Here is a 16,627-nt window from a genome sequence, read left to right on the forward strand (position 1 = left end):
AGACACGCCGTAAACCCATCCCTGGGGGCTCTTCTAAAACATCCCTGTTTTAGAAGGTCTCACAAGGGAGCACCCGGCACCGCCACCTTCGCATCAATTATTGCGAATCAATACACCGGCAGATCTATATGAGAAAAGAGCTCATCCACTTCCGCGCGGGATGATGCCTGAGCAGCCTGATCGATCAACTCGCGGGTAAGATGCGGAGCAAACTGCTGGATAAACTCGTACATAAAGCCGCGCAGGAAAATTCCCTTCCGGAAACCAATTTTGGTTACGCTGGATTCAAATAGCTCACTCGCATCCAATGCCACCAGATCACTGTCTTCATCTTCCACCGCGGCCATATCCGCAACGATTCCAATACCCAAGCCAAGACGCACATAAGTCTTGATCACGTCCGCATCTGCTGCGGTGAATACCACTTTCGGGGAAAGGCCTTTTTCAAGAAAAGCCTCATCCAGTTTCGAACGCCCGGTAAAACCAAAGACATAAGTCACAATGGGATACCTGGCCACATCTTCCAGGGTCAACTTGCCGAGCTGTGCAAGCTCGTGACCTTTGGGCACAAGGATGCAGCGATTCCAGCGGTATACCGGCATCATCACCAGATCACTGAATAGCTCCAGCGCTTCGGTCGCAATGGCAAAGTCGGCGGTACCGTCTGCCGCCATCTCCGAAATCTGCATTGGGGTTCCCTGGTGCATATGCAGGGAAACTTCCGGGTAGCGGGCAATAAAGCCCTTGATTACCGCCGGCAGAGCATACCGGGCCTGGGTGTGCGTGGTAGCAATAGCGAGGCTTCCGCGCTTGTCGTTGCTGAACTCCTGTGCCACCTGCTTGATGTTCTCCACCTTGCGCATGATTTCGCCGGCGGTTTTGAGGATGGCTTCCCCTGCCGGTGTCACGCGGGTCAGGTGTTTGCCGCTGCGGGCAAAAATTTCCACGCCCAGTTCATCTTCCAGCAGGCGGATCTGCTTGCTGATCCCCGGCTGCGAGGTAAACAGGCTTTGTGCGGTGGCCGACACATTGAGGTCGTGGTGGGCAACTTCCCAGATATATCGCAACTGCTGCAGCTTCATAGCCTCTCCCTGTCGATAGCTGGCTGTTTCTTGAAAAATAACCAGTGTGATTATTTTTGCGCCAGCGATTGGTTATAAAAACTCTGCGACTTTATGCGGGAAAAGCATAGCAGCGAAAGTTACAGCGAGCCAACAGATCGTGATAAGAGCACGGAAAATGCGAGCAAATGGTTACGAAAAGTGACTCATACTGGTGAGATATGTGCCACATTTCGCAAAATGGCGGGAATATCTTCCGTCCGTAGCACCCTACTTGCTCTGGTTAGCGATGCCGTGTGGGACATGACCGGTAGCGACGTGGGCGGCGGCAGAGGCGCAGTGGGTGGGCTGGTCATCGAAAAATACATCGGCGCCGAACGCGCGCAGGAATTCGCCTTTGGGCAATCCACCCAGGAACATCGACTCATCGATACGGATATTCCAGGCCCGTAGAGTACGAATCACCCGCTCGTGGGCGGGTGCAGATCGGGCGGTAACCAGGGCCGTGCGGATTGGGCAGTTTTCCGGGGAGAACTCTCCCTGCAAATGTTGCAGGGCCTCAAGGAACCCTTTGAACGGCCCGCCCTGCAGCGGCTGTTTGGCCGAGGCACGCTCGGCACTGGCAAACGCTGCCAGACCATCCCGCTTGAAGATTTGCTCTGCCTCATCTGAAAACAACACTGCATCTCCATCAAAAGCAAAGCGCAGCACTTCATCCCCGCGCTGGCGTGCGCCACCCGGGATCAGGGTCGCGGCAGCAATACCCTGCTCCAGTGCACGGCGCACGTCCTCACCATCGGTGGACAGAAAAAGATGGCACCCGAAGGGTGCGATATACCGGTACGGGCTTCCGCCATTACAAAACGCCGCGCGGCTGATGCTCAGGCCGTAGTGCTCAATCGAGTTGAATACCCGCAGGCCGGTATCTGCGCTGTTGCGCGAAAGAAGGATCACCTCTACCCGTGGATCGCCGGGCAGGCGCTCGTTGATCTGCAGAAATTTCTCCACCAGGGAAAAGGCTTCGCCCCTGGGCAGGATGTCGTTTTCCCGCTCAATCTGATAGGAGGAAAATGCGTCGACGCCCTGCTCTTCAAAAATCTGGTGGCTCTCTCGCAAGTCAAACAGGGCACGCGAGGAAATGGCGATGATGAGCTTATTGGGTTTCGTGATAGCCATGCAAGCAACCTCAGGGTGCCTCTATGTCGTCCAGTCCAGAGGGGGATTCATCATTTCGGTGGGGCTCCAGGAGCACCATCAACATATTGAGCAGGTCTTCCCGGGTACGCTCGGAACGAACCCCCACCTGATTGACAACCACCAGCAACATCGCGTGGCAGGTCTCAAGCGTGGCACGAGCGAGACGATTGGTCTCATTGGGCGGGCAGGTAAATCCGAGGCGGCGGAACATGTCCATCAAGTGAGTAATGACAAGTTCATCGTGACGCTCATCCAGCTCATGAAGTTCCGGTACACCCCACATCGCCTGAACAAGCGGCAACAAGCCCCGCTGTTCGCGATAGACGGAGACCCATCGGGTGAGCAGATCATCGAGAAATGCCCGCAGGCTGAGCTGCTCCAGCTCACTGGCAGCGAGCTCATCCAGGCGCTCCGTCAGGCTTGCCAGCCACTGTTCGCCCATCGCATAGAGGATGGCGTGCTTGTTCGGGAAATAGTGATACACCGACCCGACAGATACATCGAGCTCTTTGGCGATCAAAATGGTAGTGAGGTCATTCAGCCCCACGCGTTCGAGGAGTTGTCCGGTGGTTTCCAGGATCTGACGGGTACGCTCCCGGGCCCGTGCCTGCACCGGCTCTCGTCGCGGCGACAACTGGTTTCTGCGGCGATTCTGTTCTGCGCTCGACACTTCCGTCTTCCCTACTGATGAAATTCCTTTGTAACACAATTGGCGCAACGGCTCATTAAAAATGGCCGTCAGCGCAGGGAGCCCATGGGCGTGGACAGGTCAGTGCGCTGGCACCAGGAAGTTCAGGCGCAAACTGCAGATTTCCAGGATCCCTATCGGCCCAGCTTGTCCAATACGCTGTAATAGAGCATTCCCGCTACCAGGCCAGGCCAACGTAACAAGGTTCCGCCAGGAAAGCGCGGCGTCGGGATGCGTGACAATATATCGAACCTTTCCTCGGTTCCGGCAATAACTTCCGCAACGACTTTTCCTGCAAATGTAGCCGTCGGAATACCGTGCCCGGAATATCCGTGGCTGTAATACACATTGGGTTCCAGTCTCCCGATACTGGGCATTCGATTCATTGTGATTGCGAGGGTCCCCCCCCAACCATATTCCACCCGCGTATCCGCCAGTTGCGGATACACCTCGAGCATGTACTTGCGGACAAAACCTCGAATATCCCGCGGAAAGCGCGATGAGTAGTTTTCGCCACCACCAAATACGAGGCGGTTATCGCCGGACAGCTTCCAGTAGTTGATCACAAACAGCGTGTCCTGAAGCGCGTAGTCGTTCGCGATCAATTCCCGTGCCAGTTTGTCGTCCAGAGGCTCGGTTGCCAGCACAAAATTATTAATGGGCATAATACGCCCCGCCATTCTCGGCTCCAGGTTGCCAAGATAACCGTTGCAGGCAAGCACGACATTCTTCGCCTTCACTCGCCCACCATCGGTATTTACGACACATGGATTGCCACCGGTATATCCGGTTACCCGGCTGTGCTCGTAAAACTGGACACCTGCAGACCGGGCAGCATCGGCAAGGCCGAGTGCATAATTGAGTGGATGCAGGTGCAACGAACCCGAGTCGATCTGCCCACCGTAAAAGCGATCCGAGCCAACGAGCCCACTCACCTCTTCACGGCTTGCGTAGCGGATGTCCGTATAGCCATACCTCTGATTGAGCAGCTCAACCTCGTCCTTGAGGCCGGCGTTGTGGCTCGGCTTGGCCGCCAGGTGCATGATTCCACGCTTGAGATCACACCGGATAGTGTGTTTTTCGATCAGCTGTTCTACAAGCTGCACGGCTTCGAGCCCCAGATCCCACAACACTTTAGCGGTATCGAGGCCGAGCATTTTCTCAAGATCTTCCTGACCTTTGCGCTGACCAACACCCACATGGCCCCCATTGCGCCCTGAAGCGCCCCAACCTACGCGCTCCGCTTCCAGTACGACGACCTCGAAACTACGCTCAGCCAGATGCAGTGCCGTAGACAAACCGGTATAGCCTGCACCAATAATGCACACATCAGCTTCTATGGTCCCTTCAAGCGGGGAATACTCTGGCGCGGAATTCGCACTGGCGGCATAGTAAGAATCGGTGTGACCGAGCAGTTGTGATTCGTTTGCGCCAACAGACATCAAAAACTCCAAATTCATACCCGCTAAAAGCCGAATCATTATTCGGTATTTATTGAATGATAATTCGGTTTCTTGCCATAATCAAAGCTAGGACGAAATGTATGCGGTTCGCTGAAAATCGCTCTTCGACGCCCGTGAAGTTTTAAACTACTGTTTGGCGACGTTGGCAAGATATTCAAATACAAGCCTTCCAATCACAAGGTGCAACATGGACAAGATAACCCAGTGGCTCGCGGAACATTCGATTTCCGAAGTCGAGTGCCTGGTACCGGACATGTCCGGCAATGCGCGGGGCAAATTCACCCCGACGGACAAATTCCTCACCGAAGACAGCCGCCTGCCAGAAAGCATCCTGGTACAGACGGTAACCGGTGATTATGTCGATGAACACAACGAACTGGTGGACCCGGCAGATACCGACATGTTGCTGGTGCCCGACCCGGATTCCATTCGGCTGAACCCCTGGGCCAACGAGCCTACCGCGCAGATCATTCACGACTGCTACACCCGAGATGGCAAGCCCCACCCCATCAGCACTCGCAATATTCTCAAGTTTGTACTGGACAAGTACGCGGAACAGGGCTGGCAGCCCGTCGTAGCTCCGGAAGTAGAGTTCTATCTGGTAAAACGCAACCTGGACCCGGATGAAAAGCTGTCTGCTCCCGTAGGGCGCTCAGGCCGGACCGAAAAAACACGTCAATCCTACAGCATTGACGCGGCAAACGAATACGAGCCCATCATCGAGGACATGTACGACTTCTGTGAAGCCCAGGGGCTCGACGTGGATACACTGATTCACGAATCAGGCACCGCGCAAATGGAAATCAATTTTTTGCACGGTGATCCACTCAAGCTCGCAGACCAGGTGTTTACGTTCAAGCGCACCGTACGAGAAACCGCACTGCGCCACGGAATCTATGCCACCTTTATGGCAAAGCCCATGGAGGATGAACCTGGAAGTGCCCTGCATTTGCACCAGAGCATCATCGACGCAAAAACCGGTAAAAACATTTTTGTAAATGAAGACGGCTCAGAGAACGAGCGATTTATGCACTTTATCGGCGGTATGCAGAAATACACCCCCGGGTTTATTACCTTCTTCGCTCCGAACGTGAACTCCTATCGTCGCTTCACTCCAGAGATGGCCGCACCCACGAGTCTGCACTGGGGCTATGACAACCGCACCACCGGATTGCGGGTGCCAGACAGCTCGGCACAGGCAAAGCGCCTGGAAAACCGCTTCCCGGGTGCAGATTGCAATCCCTACCTGGCGATAGCGACTTCACTGGCCTGCGGCTATCTGGGCATGATGAACAAGGTTGAGCCGAGCAAGCCATACAAGGGAGATTGTTCGTCGGAGCCTATCGCTCTGCCCCGCACCCAGGAGCATGCCCTCAGCCTACTGGCGGAATGTTCGGAAGCCATTGAAATGTTTGGCGACACTTTTGTGCGCGCCTGGGCCGCGATCAAGCGGGATGAGTACGAGGAGTTCAACCGAGTAATCAGCTCGTGGGAGCGCGAATACCTGCTATTGAACGTGTGATTAAGCTACGCGTTGCCCGCAATAAAAAACCCGGCAGATGCCGGGTTTTTTATTTTGCTGGAGTGTCCCTCACACTATTTGTGGTTCGGATCCTTCCAGTAATCCTTCACGGTATCTTTCATTTCTCGCGCAAGAATGGATATGCCAAATAAATTGGGCAATGTCATCAGCACGATTGCTACCGCGGAGAGGTTCCAGATTACGGTGGTGTCCTCAATAGCGGCCCAGAAAAAAGCCACAACATAAACCAGCCTGTACGGCATCACTGCCTTGGGGCCGAACAGGTAAATCATCGAACGGTCGCCGTAGTACGACCAGGCAATCGCTGTCGAAAAAGCAAACAGCAAAATGCCAAGCGTAACGATGTAGCTGCCGTACTCACCAAAGAAGCCTTTCTGGAAGGCCCGGTTTGTCAGTGCCACCGAATGCAACAGGGAGTTACCCCACACATCAACATTCGGATTTACCAGACGGCCACTGTTGACATTTAAAACACCCGAGAAGTTGTCTCCCGCCACCCGGAATTCCACATCTTCCGCAACAGAGCGGGAATTCAGAACCGTGAATTCGTCTTTATTGAGCGGCAGGCCGTCTGCCACCACAATAGTGCCGGTATAGGGTTTCACTTCGCTGCTCTGGTTACTGAGGAAACCGAACAGCTGTTTCACATCCGCCTCATCCTTGTCGGTGTAGGTTCCTGCCACCACCATCATATCGGCACGCTCAAAGCGGTTCATGTGCTTCTCGGTCCAAACACCAGAAGACAGAATAACCAGACCAGTAAGCGTACAAATAATAAGGGTGTCGATGAATGGTTCCAGCAGTGAAACCATGCCCTCGGACACCGGCTCGTCCGCCCGTGCCGCGGCGTGTGCAATGGGCGCGGAGCCCTGACCCGCTTCGTTTGAGAAGAGACCGCGGTTCACGCCACGGTTAAACGCATATGCGAAACTCGCTCCCAGGAAGCCGCCCATGGCCGCACTACCATTGAAGGCACCGGCGAAGACCGCACTAAACGAAGGAATGATGTTCTGGTAATTGTAGAGAATGACCGCCAGTGCACCCACGATGTAAAGAACGGCCATTACCGGTACGATCGTGGACGTGACTTTCGCGATACGAGTGATACCGCCGATGATCACCAGGCCCAGCAAAATTGCCAGTACCCCACCGGTAAGCATCTTGCTCAGCCCGAAAGTGTCGTACATGGCCTGGGCAATATTATTGACCTGCGGCAGGCTACCCGTGCCGAAAGAGCTGATTACGGTAGCGATCGCAAAAATCACCGCTAGCCATTTCATGTTCAGGCGGCGCTCCATGTAAAACATGGGGCCACCCGCATAAAAACCATCCGCGGCTTTAATACGGTATTTGTGGGAGAGGGTTACCTCGACAAACTTTGTGGTCATACCGAGGAAAGCTGTAACCCACATCCAAAACAGGGCTGCAGGACCACCGAGGAAAATAGCAAGGCCAACACCACCGATATTACCAGTACCTACCGTGCCGGAAAGCGCAGTGGATAGTGCCTGGAAATGAGAGGTATCACCGGGGTCGCCAGGCTTATCGTATTTGCCCCGCACGATCTTGATCGCGTGGCCAAAATAGCGAATCTGCGGAAAGCCCAGATACAGCGTGAAGAAAAAACCGACCCCTAAAAGTACCCAGGGAAACCAGGCTGCTGAGCCCAGCAAACCATCCAGGGTTAACAACAATTGATTGAATGATTCCAACTCAACCCCCACAGCTCTTATTTTGATTGAAAAATCGTCAGGCTTGCGCGCAGCGCGCAAAACGATTTCGGACAGTCTTTCGATGGCGTTCTCGCGGGTGATCCGCCGCTTTTTATCGCCCGACAGCCCCTGACGTTGCCGGCCAGAGTAGCAGCTTCAGCAAATTGAGAACAGTAATCCGCCAATCATCAGCAGCATAGTCCTGTTTTCTGCCAAAAAATCGATTTATCACCAAATATTTCGCTAAATCAGAGAATTCTGTCGCGGAACAGAACATGTAGTGGCACCGCCCAAGACATTGTTCCTTGCGTTATTGGTTCAAAGATCCGGTTCACCTGTTTGTTTTTCAGCCCAACTGCTTTTAAAACCGTCGCGTTGCGGAAAAATACCGAATTGCCCGCCGGTATGAACGAAGACCAGCTCTTTACTTTGGCGATAGCGACCGATCTCAATGTCTTTCAGCAAACCATGGAAAGCCTTGCCGGTATATACCGGATCCAACAGCAACCCTTCCTGTTGCGCGAGCAAGGCAATGGTTTCGAAAACCTCATCGGTGGCAACGCCGTAGCCCGGACCGATGTAATCATCCACGACGTGGACGCTCTCCATATTCAGCTCGAATCCGTTTGCCGCTGCCGGATAGCGACCGGCCCAGTCCGCAATATCCTTCCTCACCTTGTCGATAAAATACGCAGCATCATCACAAACCGCATAGCCTGTCACCTTTGATGGTACACCGAGTAATTGGCACCCCAGTATCAAACCGGACTGCGTGCCCCCACTGCCAGTCGCACATACGATATGATCCGGCGTAAAGCCGTGCTGGCGGCAATCGTCGATCACCTCTTCTGCGCCGGCGATATACCCCCAGATTCCAAGCCCATCACTTCCGCCGGTTGGAATACAAAGCGCTTTTCGTCCCTGATCTGCGTACCAATCCGACCATTCGTCGAACAATTCGGATAACCGTGAAAGGTATTCTTTAAGCGGGTAGCGGGATACTCGCGCACCCGCAAGGTAATCCACCAACAGATTCCCATCTGGAACAGCGCCGGACGTATCCACTTGTCGGCTTTGACGTAACAGTAAATGCGCCTTTAGCCCGCACTTTGCAGCAGCAAGCGCCGTTGCCCGACAGTGGTTGGACTGCTCGCCTCCGCAGGTAATGAGAGTATCGCAGCCGCTGGCCCTGGCCTCGGCAATGATGAACTCCAGTTTGCGCAGCTTATTACCGGACATCGCACTTTCCGTCAGGTCATCTCGCTTCACCCAAATCCTTGGGCCACCAAACGGGGCTGAAAATTTCGCAGTTATCTTGTCGAGAGGCTGTAGCGGTGTGGGCAGGTTCGCCAATGGGAGTTTTGGCGGGTATTGGATACTCACAATCGGGCTCCAGGGTGGTGAAATGGATATTCAGGCCAAAAAAAACCCGGCTTTTGCCGGGTTTTCGAAGCCTGATTGAGCATTCCGCAGTGGTGCACATAGCATCACAGCCGGACAATCAACTTCAGATATTCTTGATGGTGCCCTTTGGCAGAACCGCGTGTACGGCAACTTTCTGAAACTTGAGCTGCATGTTGTCAGCCACTTCCAGAATCAGGTAATCGTCGTCCACCTTTTCAACCCGGCCCAGCATGCCGCTGGTCATTACTACCTCGTCGCCCTTCTTAAGAGCGCCCACCAGTTCCTGGTGCTCTTTCTGGCGCTTGCGCTGAGGGCGGATGATAAACAGCCACATGAACACAAACAGACCACCAAACATTAGCAGGGTGATCAGCGGGTTGCCCTGAGGAGCCGGAGCAGCCTCTTGCGCCATTGCGGCAGGAATAAAGAAATCCATGGTCTAAACCTCGATAGAGTCAGTCAAAATTCTGGGGCCAACTCTAACGGCTTTGACAAAATGAGGCAATCCAGAGCACCGGCGCTAACCGGTACACTGGACTACGTGATGCGAGGGGTCTTGAGCGACTTCTTAAAAACGTTGGCGAACCTGACGGCGATACCCGGTTGGGGACATGCCGGTCCAGCGCTTAAAAGCACTGGTGAAACTGGTTCTGTCAGAGAAGTCGAGAATACGGGAAATGCCATCGACGCTCAGCGCTGTGTCTTTCAGGAAGTGTACAGCGTGGCGGAAACGAACGTGATCGCGCAGAGAGGCAAAACTCAGATTATGCTCCTGCAAACGGCGCTGCAGGGTCCGGGTAGACATACTGAGGTCAGATGCTACCGGGCGAATTGCCAGAGATGCCTTTCCAATCCGTTGTTCCAGCACGTCGATGACTCGAGCGGCAATACCGAAGCTGGTGGCTTCCGGTGGTGCCAGCAACTGGTCAAGAATGTTCGGATCTCCGGACAGTCTGGCCTGTTGCAGAGGTTTGTCTTCTGAGAGCGAAGCCGGGTCTGGCTGAATATGATTCATGGAGCTGCTCCTTGATGGGTTCCTTGAGCCGCGGTTATTGTTCTACGCCCGCTTCCTGCGAGTCCCTAATTACCACCGCCAGTGACATTGCCGACTTGAATTGCGATTACAAATTCAACAAAGACTGACTACTACCTGGGTGCGGGGCGCACCTGAAAACAGGCGATCGAAGCCTACCCAGAGTGAACGTTTTTTGTACTACTTCCTCGCACCACACCCAATCGCTCTGGGCCAGACGGTTGAGCGGCGCTCCTTTACACAAGCCAGTATAGACCATATGAGGATAATGCAAGGGACGACAAGTAATTTTTTTTAAGCCCCGCACAAAAAGAGAGGGCCGCCACCGGGATTGTTGAGCCGCAAGTGACCATTTAGGGCTAACCGACGGCTCCCCGGGGGCTAGATAGAGGTTAGATATGGTGTGGAGCCAAATATACCGGGCGGTCGAGCTACGGCCCTCCCCCCTTGCCCATCAAGCCAGATTCTCGTCAATCCAGTTCAAAACGTCATCGTGGTGAGACTTCGTTTTCACCTTGTCCATGATGTGCTGTAAGCGGCCTGACTTGTCGATAATAAATGTCGTACGGATCAGGCCCATATACTCCTTACCCATAAATTTCTTCAGGCCCCAGCAACCGTATTTGTCGGCGACCTTGTGTTCCTCATCCGCAAGAAGGTCGAAATTCAATTCGTGCTTATCGATAAACTTTTGCAGTTTCGACTCCGGATCTGGACTCAAGCCGAACACCACGGTGTCACGCTTGGCAAACTCCTTGGCACTGTCACGAATCCCACAGGCCTGCGTTGTGCAACCCGGCGTCAACGCTTTGGGATAGAAGTAGAGCACCACATTCTTGTGATCCCGAAAATCCTTCAGCGCTATTTTCTCACCACTTTGATTCTTCAGCGTAAATACAGGTGCAAGATTGCCGATCTTTGGATGTGCCACGGTGCCTCCCCTCAATAAATATCCAATAAATGTTACATCACAGGATGTAAAAAACCCGAGGCGCTAAGCTCGGGCTGACATTATATAGGACAGGCATACCGCCGGGTCGAGCCGGGTCAAAAATCCTGCAGGCGGAAACTCTGCTCTTTTCGCGCTCGCAAGCCACAGTCCCCCAGCTTTTCGACCAGTGCGGCTTTTTCCGCGTCTGTCAAAAAGTCGCCAACTTCCAGACAACCTTCTGGCCCGGTAAATGTTACGCAGGAAGGCTCGGCCGGTGTGGCGCCGATACGCACCAATACAGCCAGGCTATTACGATCAAACTCGGTGTGGTACACCGGGCGCTCTAGGCTGCCGCGACTGGTATCAAGCACTACGCGATCATCACTGATGCGGATTACTTCCCTACGCGTACCTTCCATATATACGTAGCCGAACAATGCCCCAAGCAGGAGGATTTCCAAGCCTGCGAATGGAATCACCATCCATGCGCCAGCGAGGGCAAACGCAATACTAATCCCAAGGGATACGGCAACCAGGGAGATGAACACCCAGAGGTTTCCGGCAAATGACAGAGACTGATTGGGCGCGAGAAGGATGCAGGCCCGGCGCCCGCGCGCGCCACCGACTTCTTTGACCATGGGTACAACTTCCAAGACCATCACCGTGACCTTTTCAGTGTAGGACAGGGGTAAATTGAACCAAGAGTCACGAGGCCGAGTGCGGCCTTCTATAATGGTGCGGAATTGCCGGACAGTGGGACTGCCCAGCCATATCTCCACTCGCGCGGGTCAGGGAATGGCCGCCGCCCGTCACGGGGGTGGATTTTCCGGCACACAGGGGGCAAGATGCCGCCGGAATGCGCGACCAAAAGACGCGTGGAACAACCGCGTAGACTGTGGCCTTCTACACCCACGGCAATGCCCAATCGGCACGCGAACGACAACAAGAGCACCATCATGCAAGTTGAATCCATTGAACAGCTTTTAAAATCCAGCCAGCGGGAAGGTGAAACTGCTCGCATCCAGGGCTGGATCCGCACCCGCCGGGATTCCAAAGCGGGCCTGTCTTTCCTCGCCGTTCACGACGGCAGCTGCTTCGACCCGATCCAGGTAGTCGTAGAAGCGGACATCAACAACTACCAATCTGAGGTACTGCGCCTCACTACCGGTTGCGCGGTCGATATCGAAGGCACCATCAAGGCTTCCGAAGGCAAAGGCCAGGCTATCGAGTTACTGGCCACCAGCGTGACCGTAGTTGGCTGGGTGGAAGACCCCGACACTTACCCTATGTCACCCAAGCGCCACTCCATGGAGCACCTGCGCGAGCACGCCCATTTGCGCCCGCGCACCAACGTCAGTGGTGCCGTGGCACGTGTGCGCAACTGTATCGCTCAGGCGGTGCACCGCTTCTTCCACGAGCGCGGCTTCAACTATGTACATACGCCCATTATCACAGCCTCCGACTGTGAAGGCGCCGGTGAGATGTTCCGGGTCAGCACCCTGGACCAGACCAACCTGCCCCTGACCGACAAAGGCGATATAGATTACAGCGAAGACTTTTTCGGCGAGGAAACCTTCCTTACCGTATCAGGCCAATTGAACGTAGAGAGCTACTGCCTGGCACTGTCCAAGGTATACACCTTCGGGCCGACCTTCCGCGCGGAGAACTCCAACACCACCCGCCACCTGGCGGAGTTCTGGATGGTGGAACCGGAAATTGCCTTTGCGAACCTGGCGGACTGCGCCAATTTAGCGGAAGAAATGTTGAAGTACGTGTTCAAGGCGGTACTGACAGAGCGCGGTGATGACATGGCCTTCTTTGCCCAGCGCATCGACAAGGAAGCCATCTCCCGTCTGGAAAACATCATCGATAACGATTTCGCCCGTATCAATTACTGCGAAGCCATCGAGATCCTGGAGAACTGCAAAGAGAAGTTCGAATTCCCGGTTTCCTGGGGTATCGACCTGGCCTCCGAGCACGAGCGCTATCTGGCCGAAAAACACTTCAAGAAGCCGGTGATCGTGCTGAACTATCCGAAGGACATCAAAGCCTTCTATATGCGCATGAACGACGACGGCAAGACCGTGGCAGCGATGGACGTGCTGGCGCCGGGCATCGGTGAAATCATCGGCGGCTCCCAGCGTGAAGAGCGCCTGGACAAGCTCGACGCGCGCATGGACGAGATGGATATTCCCAAGGAGCACCTGGACTGGTACCGGGACCTGCGTCGCTACGGCACCGTGCCCCACGGCGGCTTTGGACTGGGCTTCGATCGCATCGTCTCCTATGTCACCGGCATGGGCAACATTCGCGATGTGATCCCCTTCCCGCGTACACCTCGCAACGTTAAGTTCTAAGGTGCTCTAAAGGGTGAAGTTCTGAGTTAACCGTCAGAAACTTCAAGCCAAAAAAAACCCGCACAATGTGCGGGTTTTTTTTGCTTTGAACTTCTAAGAAGCAGAAAGCTTACGGCAGCAGGTGCGCAACGGCGTCGCGCTCTTCAGCCAGCTCGGTCTCGGTCGCAGTCATCTTCTCGCGGGAGAAGTCATTGATGTCCACGCCCTGAACGATTTCCCAGTCGCCGTTCTTGCATACAACCGGGAAGGAATAGATCAGACCTTCCTGAATGCCGTAAGAACCGTCGCTGTATACGCCCATGCTGGTCCAGTCGCCTTCGGCGGAACCCAGCGCCCAATCGCGCATGTGGTCGATGGCAGCGTTGGCCGCAGAAGCTGCGGAGGAAGCGCCACGGGCCTTGATGATGGCGGCGCCGCGCTGCTGTACAGTCGGGATGAAGTCGGTCTCGTACCACTCCTGCTCAACTTTGCCCATGGCGTCTTCGCCGTTGACCTTGGCCTGGTGCAGGTCCGGGTACTGGGTGGCAGAGTGGTTGCCCCAGATGGTCATGTGGGTGATGTCGTTCACGGTGGAATCGGTCTTGTTCGCCAGCTGAGTCAGGGCACGGTTGTGGTCCAGACGGGTCATGGCGGTGAAGTTGCGCGGATCCAGTTCCGGCGCATTGCGCTGGGCGATCAGGGCATTGGTGTTGGCCGGGTTGCCAACAACCAGTACTTTTACGTTGCGGGAAGCAACGTCGTTCAGGGCCTTACCCTGAGCGGAGAAGATCGCTGCGTTGGCTTCCAGCAGGTCTTTGCGCTCCATACCAGGGCCGCGCGGACGTGCGCCAACCAGCAGTGCGTAGTCTACGTCTTTGAAGGCAACGGTCGCGTCGTCGGACTGTACGATGCCAGCCAGCAGCGGGAAGGCACAGTCTTCAAGCTCCATGGCCACGCCTTTCAGCGCTTCCAGTGCGGGAGTGATTTCCAGCAGCTGAAGAATAACTGGTTGATCCTTACCCAGCATTTCGCCGGAAGCGATGCGAAACAGCAGCGAGTAGCTGATCTGACCGGCGGCGCCGGTAACTGCAACACGAACAGGTGCTTTCACGATGTATCTCCGTTGTTTTCAGGCGCCCGCATTATAGGGCTTTGCAAATTAAATGCATTATCCTTTGGTCTGATCCAGAAGAAGAATCAGACGAAAACTGTCAGGCCAAATTCTTCTGAGCGCCCGGATACCGGTTTTTTAGCGCCTCATAGAGCAGGTTGCTGAAATTTTCTGCTGCAGCGTCCAATGATTGAACAATCTCTGCCAGATGCTCATTGTCTTCCCGGCCTTCCCAGGTTTTTACATAGCTGCCGTCTTTGTAACCGTGATCCTGGCGGAAACGGTTCAGCACATTTTTGCCGACGTAGCGGCGGTAAAGCTCGTCAAAACCCATGTCACAATCGGCCAATAATTGTGCAAATCCCGGCAGATCGAACTGCTTGGTGGAAAGCGTGTTCAGGGTGAAGGCTTCCAGGTTTATGCGGAAATCCCCTGCTTCCAGCGCCGCCGATTCCAGTTGCTGCTGCATTTTGCTGGCAACTTCCTCCGGGGAACCCTGCTGCAGCTCCAGGCTCAGGCCAAAATGCCAGATATCGACCAGCTCGAGCTTTACCTGCTCCATTTCCGGCTGCTGCTTTTTCCACCACTTCCAACCGTAGTGATCCAGCAGCTCGGCACTCTCCACCCAGATGGCTCGGTACCAGGCGAAGTTCTGTGCACGCCAGTTTTCGTTGACGACGGTGTTGATGGCATCTTGCAGGGCAAGCATGGTCTGCAACTGTTGTTGTGACATGGTGATTCCTAAATGAAATACAGCGCGCTACCTTCAGGCGGCACGAGGGAAAAGACGGTGGAAGTTCGCAGTGGTCGCTTCGGCCAGTTCTTCATAGCTGAGTCCGCGCAGGTCAGCGATAAATTCCGCCACTTCGCGCACATAAGCCGGGATGTTTGGCTTGCCCCGGTAAGGTACCGGCGCCAGGTAAGGTGAATCGGTTTCTACCAGCAGGCGATCCAGGGGCACCTGCTTCGCGACTTCGCGCAGCTCTTCTGCGTTCTTGAAGGTTACGATCCCGGAAAGGGAAATGTAGTAATTGAGATCCAGGGCCTGCCTGGCCATCTCCCAGGATTCGGTGAAACAATGCAGCACGCCGGCATGCTCGCGGCTACCGTGCGCTTTGATCAATTCGATCGTATCCTGACGGGCATCGCGGGTGTGCACGATCACAGGCAACCCGACTTCTCCGGCGGCCTCCAGGTGTGCGACGAAACTCTGCTGCTGCACTTCTTTGGTCTCGGTGCTGTAATAATAATCGAGACCGGTCTCGCCCAGCGCCACCACGTTGGGTTTTGCCGACAGAGACTTCAGCTTTTCTGTATCCGCCAGCCCGGACTCAACATCCAACGGGTGCACCCCTACGGAACAGACCACATCGGGATATCTAGCTGCGATGGATACCACCTGGTCTACGTTTTCCAGGCTGATACCGACGCAAAGAAATTTGCCTACGCCACGGCTGCGGGCGAGTTCCAGAACATCGTCCAGATCACCATCAAATTTGTCGAGTTTTAGCCTGTCGAGGTGACAGTGAGAATCTACCAGCATGAATCCCGGCCTATCGGAGTGTGTGCAAAATTGAGGGGGAATTATACAGATTGGACCCGCATTGCGCGCGTCCGCACTTCAGAACCGGGCGGCAGATGGGGCTCCACCGCCAGGCGGCGGGCCTTTACAGGGTATGGGTGGGGCGACTCGACTCAAGAGAGCCTGCCAGCAGTGTTTCAATTTTGCCCTGCGCGATGTTTTCCTTATCACTAAACTGGATGCCAATACCTGGGGTACGGTTGCCCTGGGCACCACCTGGAGTAATCCAGACTACCTTCCCGGCCACCGGCAACTTTTCTGGTTCATCCATCAGGCTGAGTAGCAGGAAAACTTCATCACCCAGGTTGTAGGATTTGTCGGTATTGATAAACAGGCCGCCGTTTTTCACAAACGGCATATAAGCCGCATACAACACGGACTTGTCCTGAATTTTCAGCGACAGGATGCCGTTGCGGGCACCGCCCCCCATTCCTTTCATAATCAACCCCGTTTCCGTGGTCCGCCAGAATCGGCGAATACGCCGGAATTCAGACCCGGCTTATATCTTGTTTGTTATTTAAACAACGGCCGACGGACAAAAGTGTTTCACCCGGCCGACGTTTCAT

At 54.7% G+C, this 16,627-nt stretch carries 16 protein-coding genes; 2 read left to right on the forward strand and 14 right to left on the reverse strand.

All coding sequences use genetic code 11. The annotated features are described in order from the left end of the window. Nucleotides 1–107: 107 nt before the first annotated feature. The 4 genes from cysB to ACXAG1_RS02845 form a co-directional block, all read right to left on the reverse strand. Nucleotides 108–1,082 (reverse strand): HTH-type transcriptional regulator CysB, encoded by a 975-nt coding sequence (gene cysB / locus ACXAG1_RS02830; protein WP_475118876.1) that lies wholly within the window; start codon nucleotides 1,080–1,082, stop codon nucleotides 108–110. A gap of 249 nt (nucleotides 1,083–1,331) precedes the next feature. Continuing rightward, complete coding sequence (locus tag ACXAG1_RS02835) at nucleotides 1,332–2,237, reverse strand: 5'-nucleotidase (RefSeq protein WP_475092940.1); 906 nt, start codon at nucleotides 2,235–2,237, stop codon at nucleotides 1,332–1,334. 10 nt (nucleotides 2,238–2,247) lie between these two features. After that, entirely contained in the window at nucleotides 2,248–2,928 is a 681-nt protein-coding gene (locus ACXAG1_RS02840; protein WP_475092939.1) for a TetR/AcrR family transcriptional regulator, read from the reverse strand. Between the two features lie 152 nt (nucleotides 2,929–3,080). After that, on the reverse strand, nucleotides 3,081–4,388 hold the full coding sequence (locus ACXAG1_RS02845) for an NAD(P)/FAD-dependent oxidoreductase (protein ID WP_475092938.1): 1,308 nt from the start codon (nucleotides 4,386–4,388) through the stop codon (nucleotides 3,081–3,083). 208 nt (nucleotides 4,389–4,596) lie between these two features. Between ACXAG1_RS02845 and ACXAG1_RS02850 the strand changes: the two genes are divergently transcribed. Continuing rightward, nucleotides 4,597–5,931: a glutamine synthetase family protein gene (locus tag ACXAG1_RS02850; protein WP_475092937.1), complete on the forward strand. Its 1,335-nt coding sequence runs from the start codon at nucleotides 4,597–4,599 to the stop codon at nucleotides 5,929–5,931. Nucleotides 5,932–6,005: 74 nt separating this feature from the next. On the opposite strand, the gene ACXAG1_RS02855 is transcribed toward ACXAG1_RS02850, so the two are convergent. The 6 genes from ACXAG1_RS02855 to ACXAG1_RS02880 form a co-directional block, all read right to left on the reverse strand. Beyond that, nucleotides 6,006–7,664 (reverse strand): alanine/glycine:cation symporter family protein, encoded by a 1,659-nt coding sequence (locus tag ACXAG1_RS02855; protein WP_475092936.1) that lies wholly within the window; start codon nucleotides 7,662–7,664, stop codon nucleotides 6,006–6,008. A 318-nt stretch (nucleotides 7,665–7,982) separates the two neighbouring features. Next, a complete protein-coding gene (locus ACXAG1_RS02860) occupies nucleotides 7,983–9,050 on the reverse strand; it encodes a D-cysteine desulfhydrase family protein (RefSeq protein ID WP_475093946.1) in 1,068 nt (355 codons plus the stop codon). A 121-nt stretch (nucleotides 9,051–9,171) separates the two neighbouring features. Next, complete coding sequence (gene yajC / locus ACXAG1_RS02865; RefSeq protein WP_475092935.1) at nucleotides 9,172–9,504, reverse strand: preprotein translocase subunit YajC; 333 nt, start codon at nucleotides 9,502–9,504, stop codon at nucleotides 9,172–9,174. A gap of 132 nt (nucleotides 9,505–9,636) precedes the next feature. Further along, entirely contained in the window at nucleotides 9,637–10,083 is a 447-nt protein-coding gene (locus ACXAG1_RS02870) for a helix-turn-helix domain-containing protein (RefSeq protein WP_475092934.1), read from the reverse strand. 472 nt (nucleotides 10,084–10,555) lie between these two features. Next, nucleotides 10,556–11,032: a thioredoxin-dependent thiol peroxidase gene (gene bcp / locus ACXAG1_RS02875; protein ID WP_475092933.1), complete on the reverse strand. Its 477-nt coding sequence runs from the start codon at nucleotides 11,030–11,032 to the stop codon at nucleotides 10,556–10,558. Between the two features lie 116 nt (nucleotides 11,033–11,148). Further along, nucleotides 11,149–11,670 (reverse strand): DUF2244 domain-containing protein, encoded by a 522-nt coding sequence (locus tag ACXAG1_RS02880; protein WP_475092932.1) that lies wholly within the window; start codon nucleotides 11,668–11,670, stop codon nucleotides 11,149–11,151. Nucleotides 11,671–11,988: 318 nt separating this feature from the next. Between ACXAG1_RS02880 and asnS the strand changes: the two genes are divergently transcribed. After that, nucleotides 11,989–13,389 carry an asparagine--tRNA ligase gene (gene asnS / locus ACXAG1_RS02885; RefSeq protein WP_475118877.1) on the forward strand — a complete coding sequence of 467 codons (1,401 nt, stop codon included), beginning with the start codon at nucleotides 11,989–11,991 and terminating at the stop codon, nucleotides 13,387–13,389. A gap of 109 nt (nucleotides 13,390–13,498) precedes the next feature. On the opposite strand, the gene ACXAG1_RS02890 is transcribed toward asnS, so the two are convergent. The 4 genes from ACXAG1_RS02890 to ACXAG1_RS02905 all read right to left on the reverse strand — a co-directional run bounded on the left by ACXAG1_RS02890 (nucleotide 13,499) and on the right by ACXAG1_RS02905 (nucleotide 16,500). Further along, complete coding sequence (locus ACXAG1_RS02890; protein ID WP_475118878.1) at nucleotides 13,499–14,479, reverse strand: malate dehydrogenase; 981 nt, start codon at nucleotides 14,477–14,479, stop codon at nucleotides 13,499–13,501. Between the two features lie 100 nt (nucleotides 14,480–14,579). Beyond that, the gene (locus ACXAG1_RS02895) at nucleotides 14,580–15,212 is read right to left on the reverse strand and encodes a dUTP diphosphatase (protein ID WP_475092929.1); all 633 of its coding nucleotides are present in this window, start codon (nucleotides 15,210–15,212) and stop codon (nucleotides 14,580–14,582) included. 33 nt (nucleotides 15,213–15,245) lie between these two features. Next, nucleotides 15,246–16,022 carry a TatD family hydrolase gene (locus tag ACXAG1_RS02900; protein WP_475092928.1) on the reverse strand — a complete coding sequence of 259 codons (777 nt, stop codon included), beginning with the start codon at nucleotides 16,020–16,022 and terminating at the stop codon, nucleotides 15,246–15,248. A gap of 124 nt (nucleotides 16,023–16,146) precedes the next feature. Then, on the reverse strand, nucleotides 16,147–16,500 hold the full coding sequence (locus ACXAG1_RS02905) for a PilZ domain-containing protein (protein WP_231757434.1): 354 nt from the start codon (nucleotides 16,498–16,500) through the stop codon (nucleotides 16,147–16,149). Nucleotides 16,501–16,627: the final 127 nt, after the last annotated feature.

This window comes from Microbulbifer sp. ABE4_465, assembly GCF_056160765.1.

Excerpts from the sequence above, each read along its gene's own strand:
- cysB (WP_475118876.1), bottom strand. The coding sequence starts at position 1,082 with ATGAAGCTGCAGCAGTTGCGATATATCTGGGAAGTTGCCCACCACGAC.
- ACXAG1_RS02835 (WP_475092940.1), bottom strand. The coding sequence starts at position 2,237 with ATGGCTATCACGAAACCCAATAAGCTCATCATCGCCATTTCCTCGCGT.
- ACXAG1_RS02845 (WP_475092938.1), bottom strand. The coding sequence starts at position 4,388 with ATGTCTGTTGGCGCAAACGAATCACAACTGCTCGGTCACACCGATTCT.
- ACXAG1_RS02850 (WP_475092937.1), top strand. The coding sequence starts at position 4,597 with ATGGACAAGATAACCCAGTGGCTCGCGGAACATTCGATTTCCGAAGTC.
- yajC (WP_475092935.1), bottom strand. The coding sequence starts at position 9,504 with ATGGATTTCTTTATTCCTGCCGCAATGGCGCAAGAGGCTGCTCCGGCT.
- ACXAG1_RS02870 (WP_475092934.1), bottom strand. The coding sequence starts at position 10,083 with ATGAATCATATTCAGCCAGACCCGGCTTCGCTCTCAGAAGACAAACCT.
- ACXAG1_RS02880 (WP_475092932.1), bottom strand. The coding sequence starts at position 11,670 with ATGGTCAAAGAAGTCGGTGGCGCGCGCGGGCGCCGGGCCTGCATCCTT.
- asnS (WP_475118877.1), top strand. The coding sequence starts at position 11,989 with ATGCAAGTTGAATCCATTGAACAGCTTTTAAAATCCAGCCAGCGGGAA.
- ACXAG1_RS02895 (WP_475092929.1), bottom strand. The coding sequence starts at position 15,212 with ATGTCACAACAACAGTTGCAGACCATGCTTGCCCTGCAAGATGCCATC.
- ACXAG1_RS02900 (WP_475092928.1), bottom strand. The coding sequence starts at position 16,022 with ATGCTGGTAGATTCTCACTGTCACCTCGACAGGCTAAAACTCGACAAA.
- ACXAG1_RS02905 (WP_231757434.1), bottom strand. The coding sequence starts at position 16,500 with ATGAAAGGAATGGGGGGCGGTGCCCGCAACGGCATCCTGTCGCTGAAA.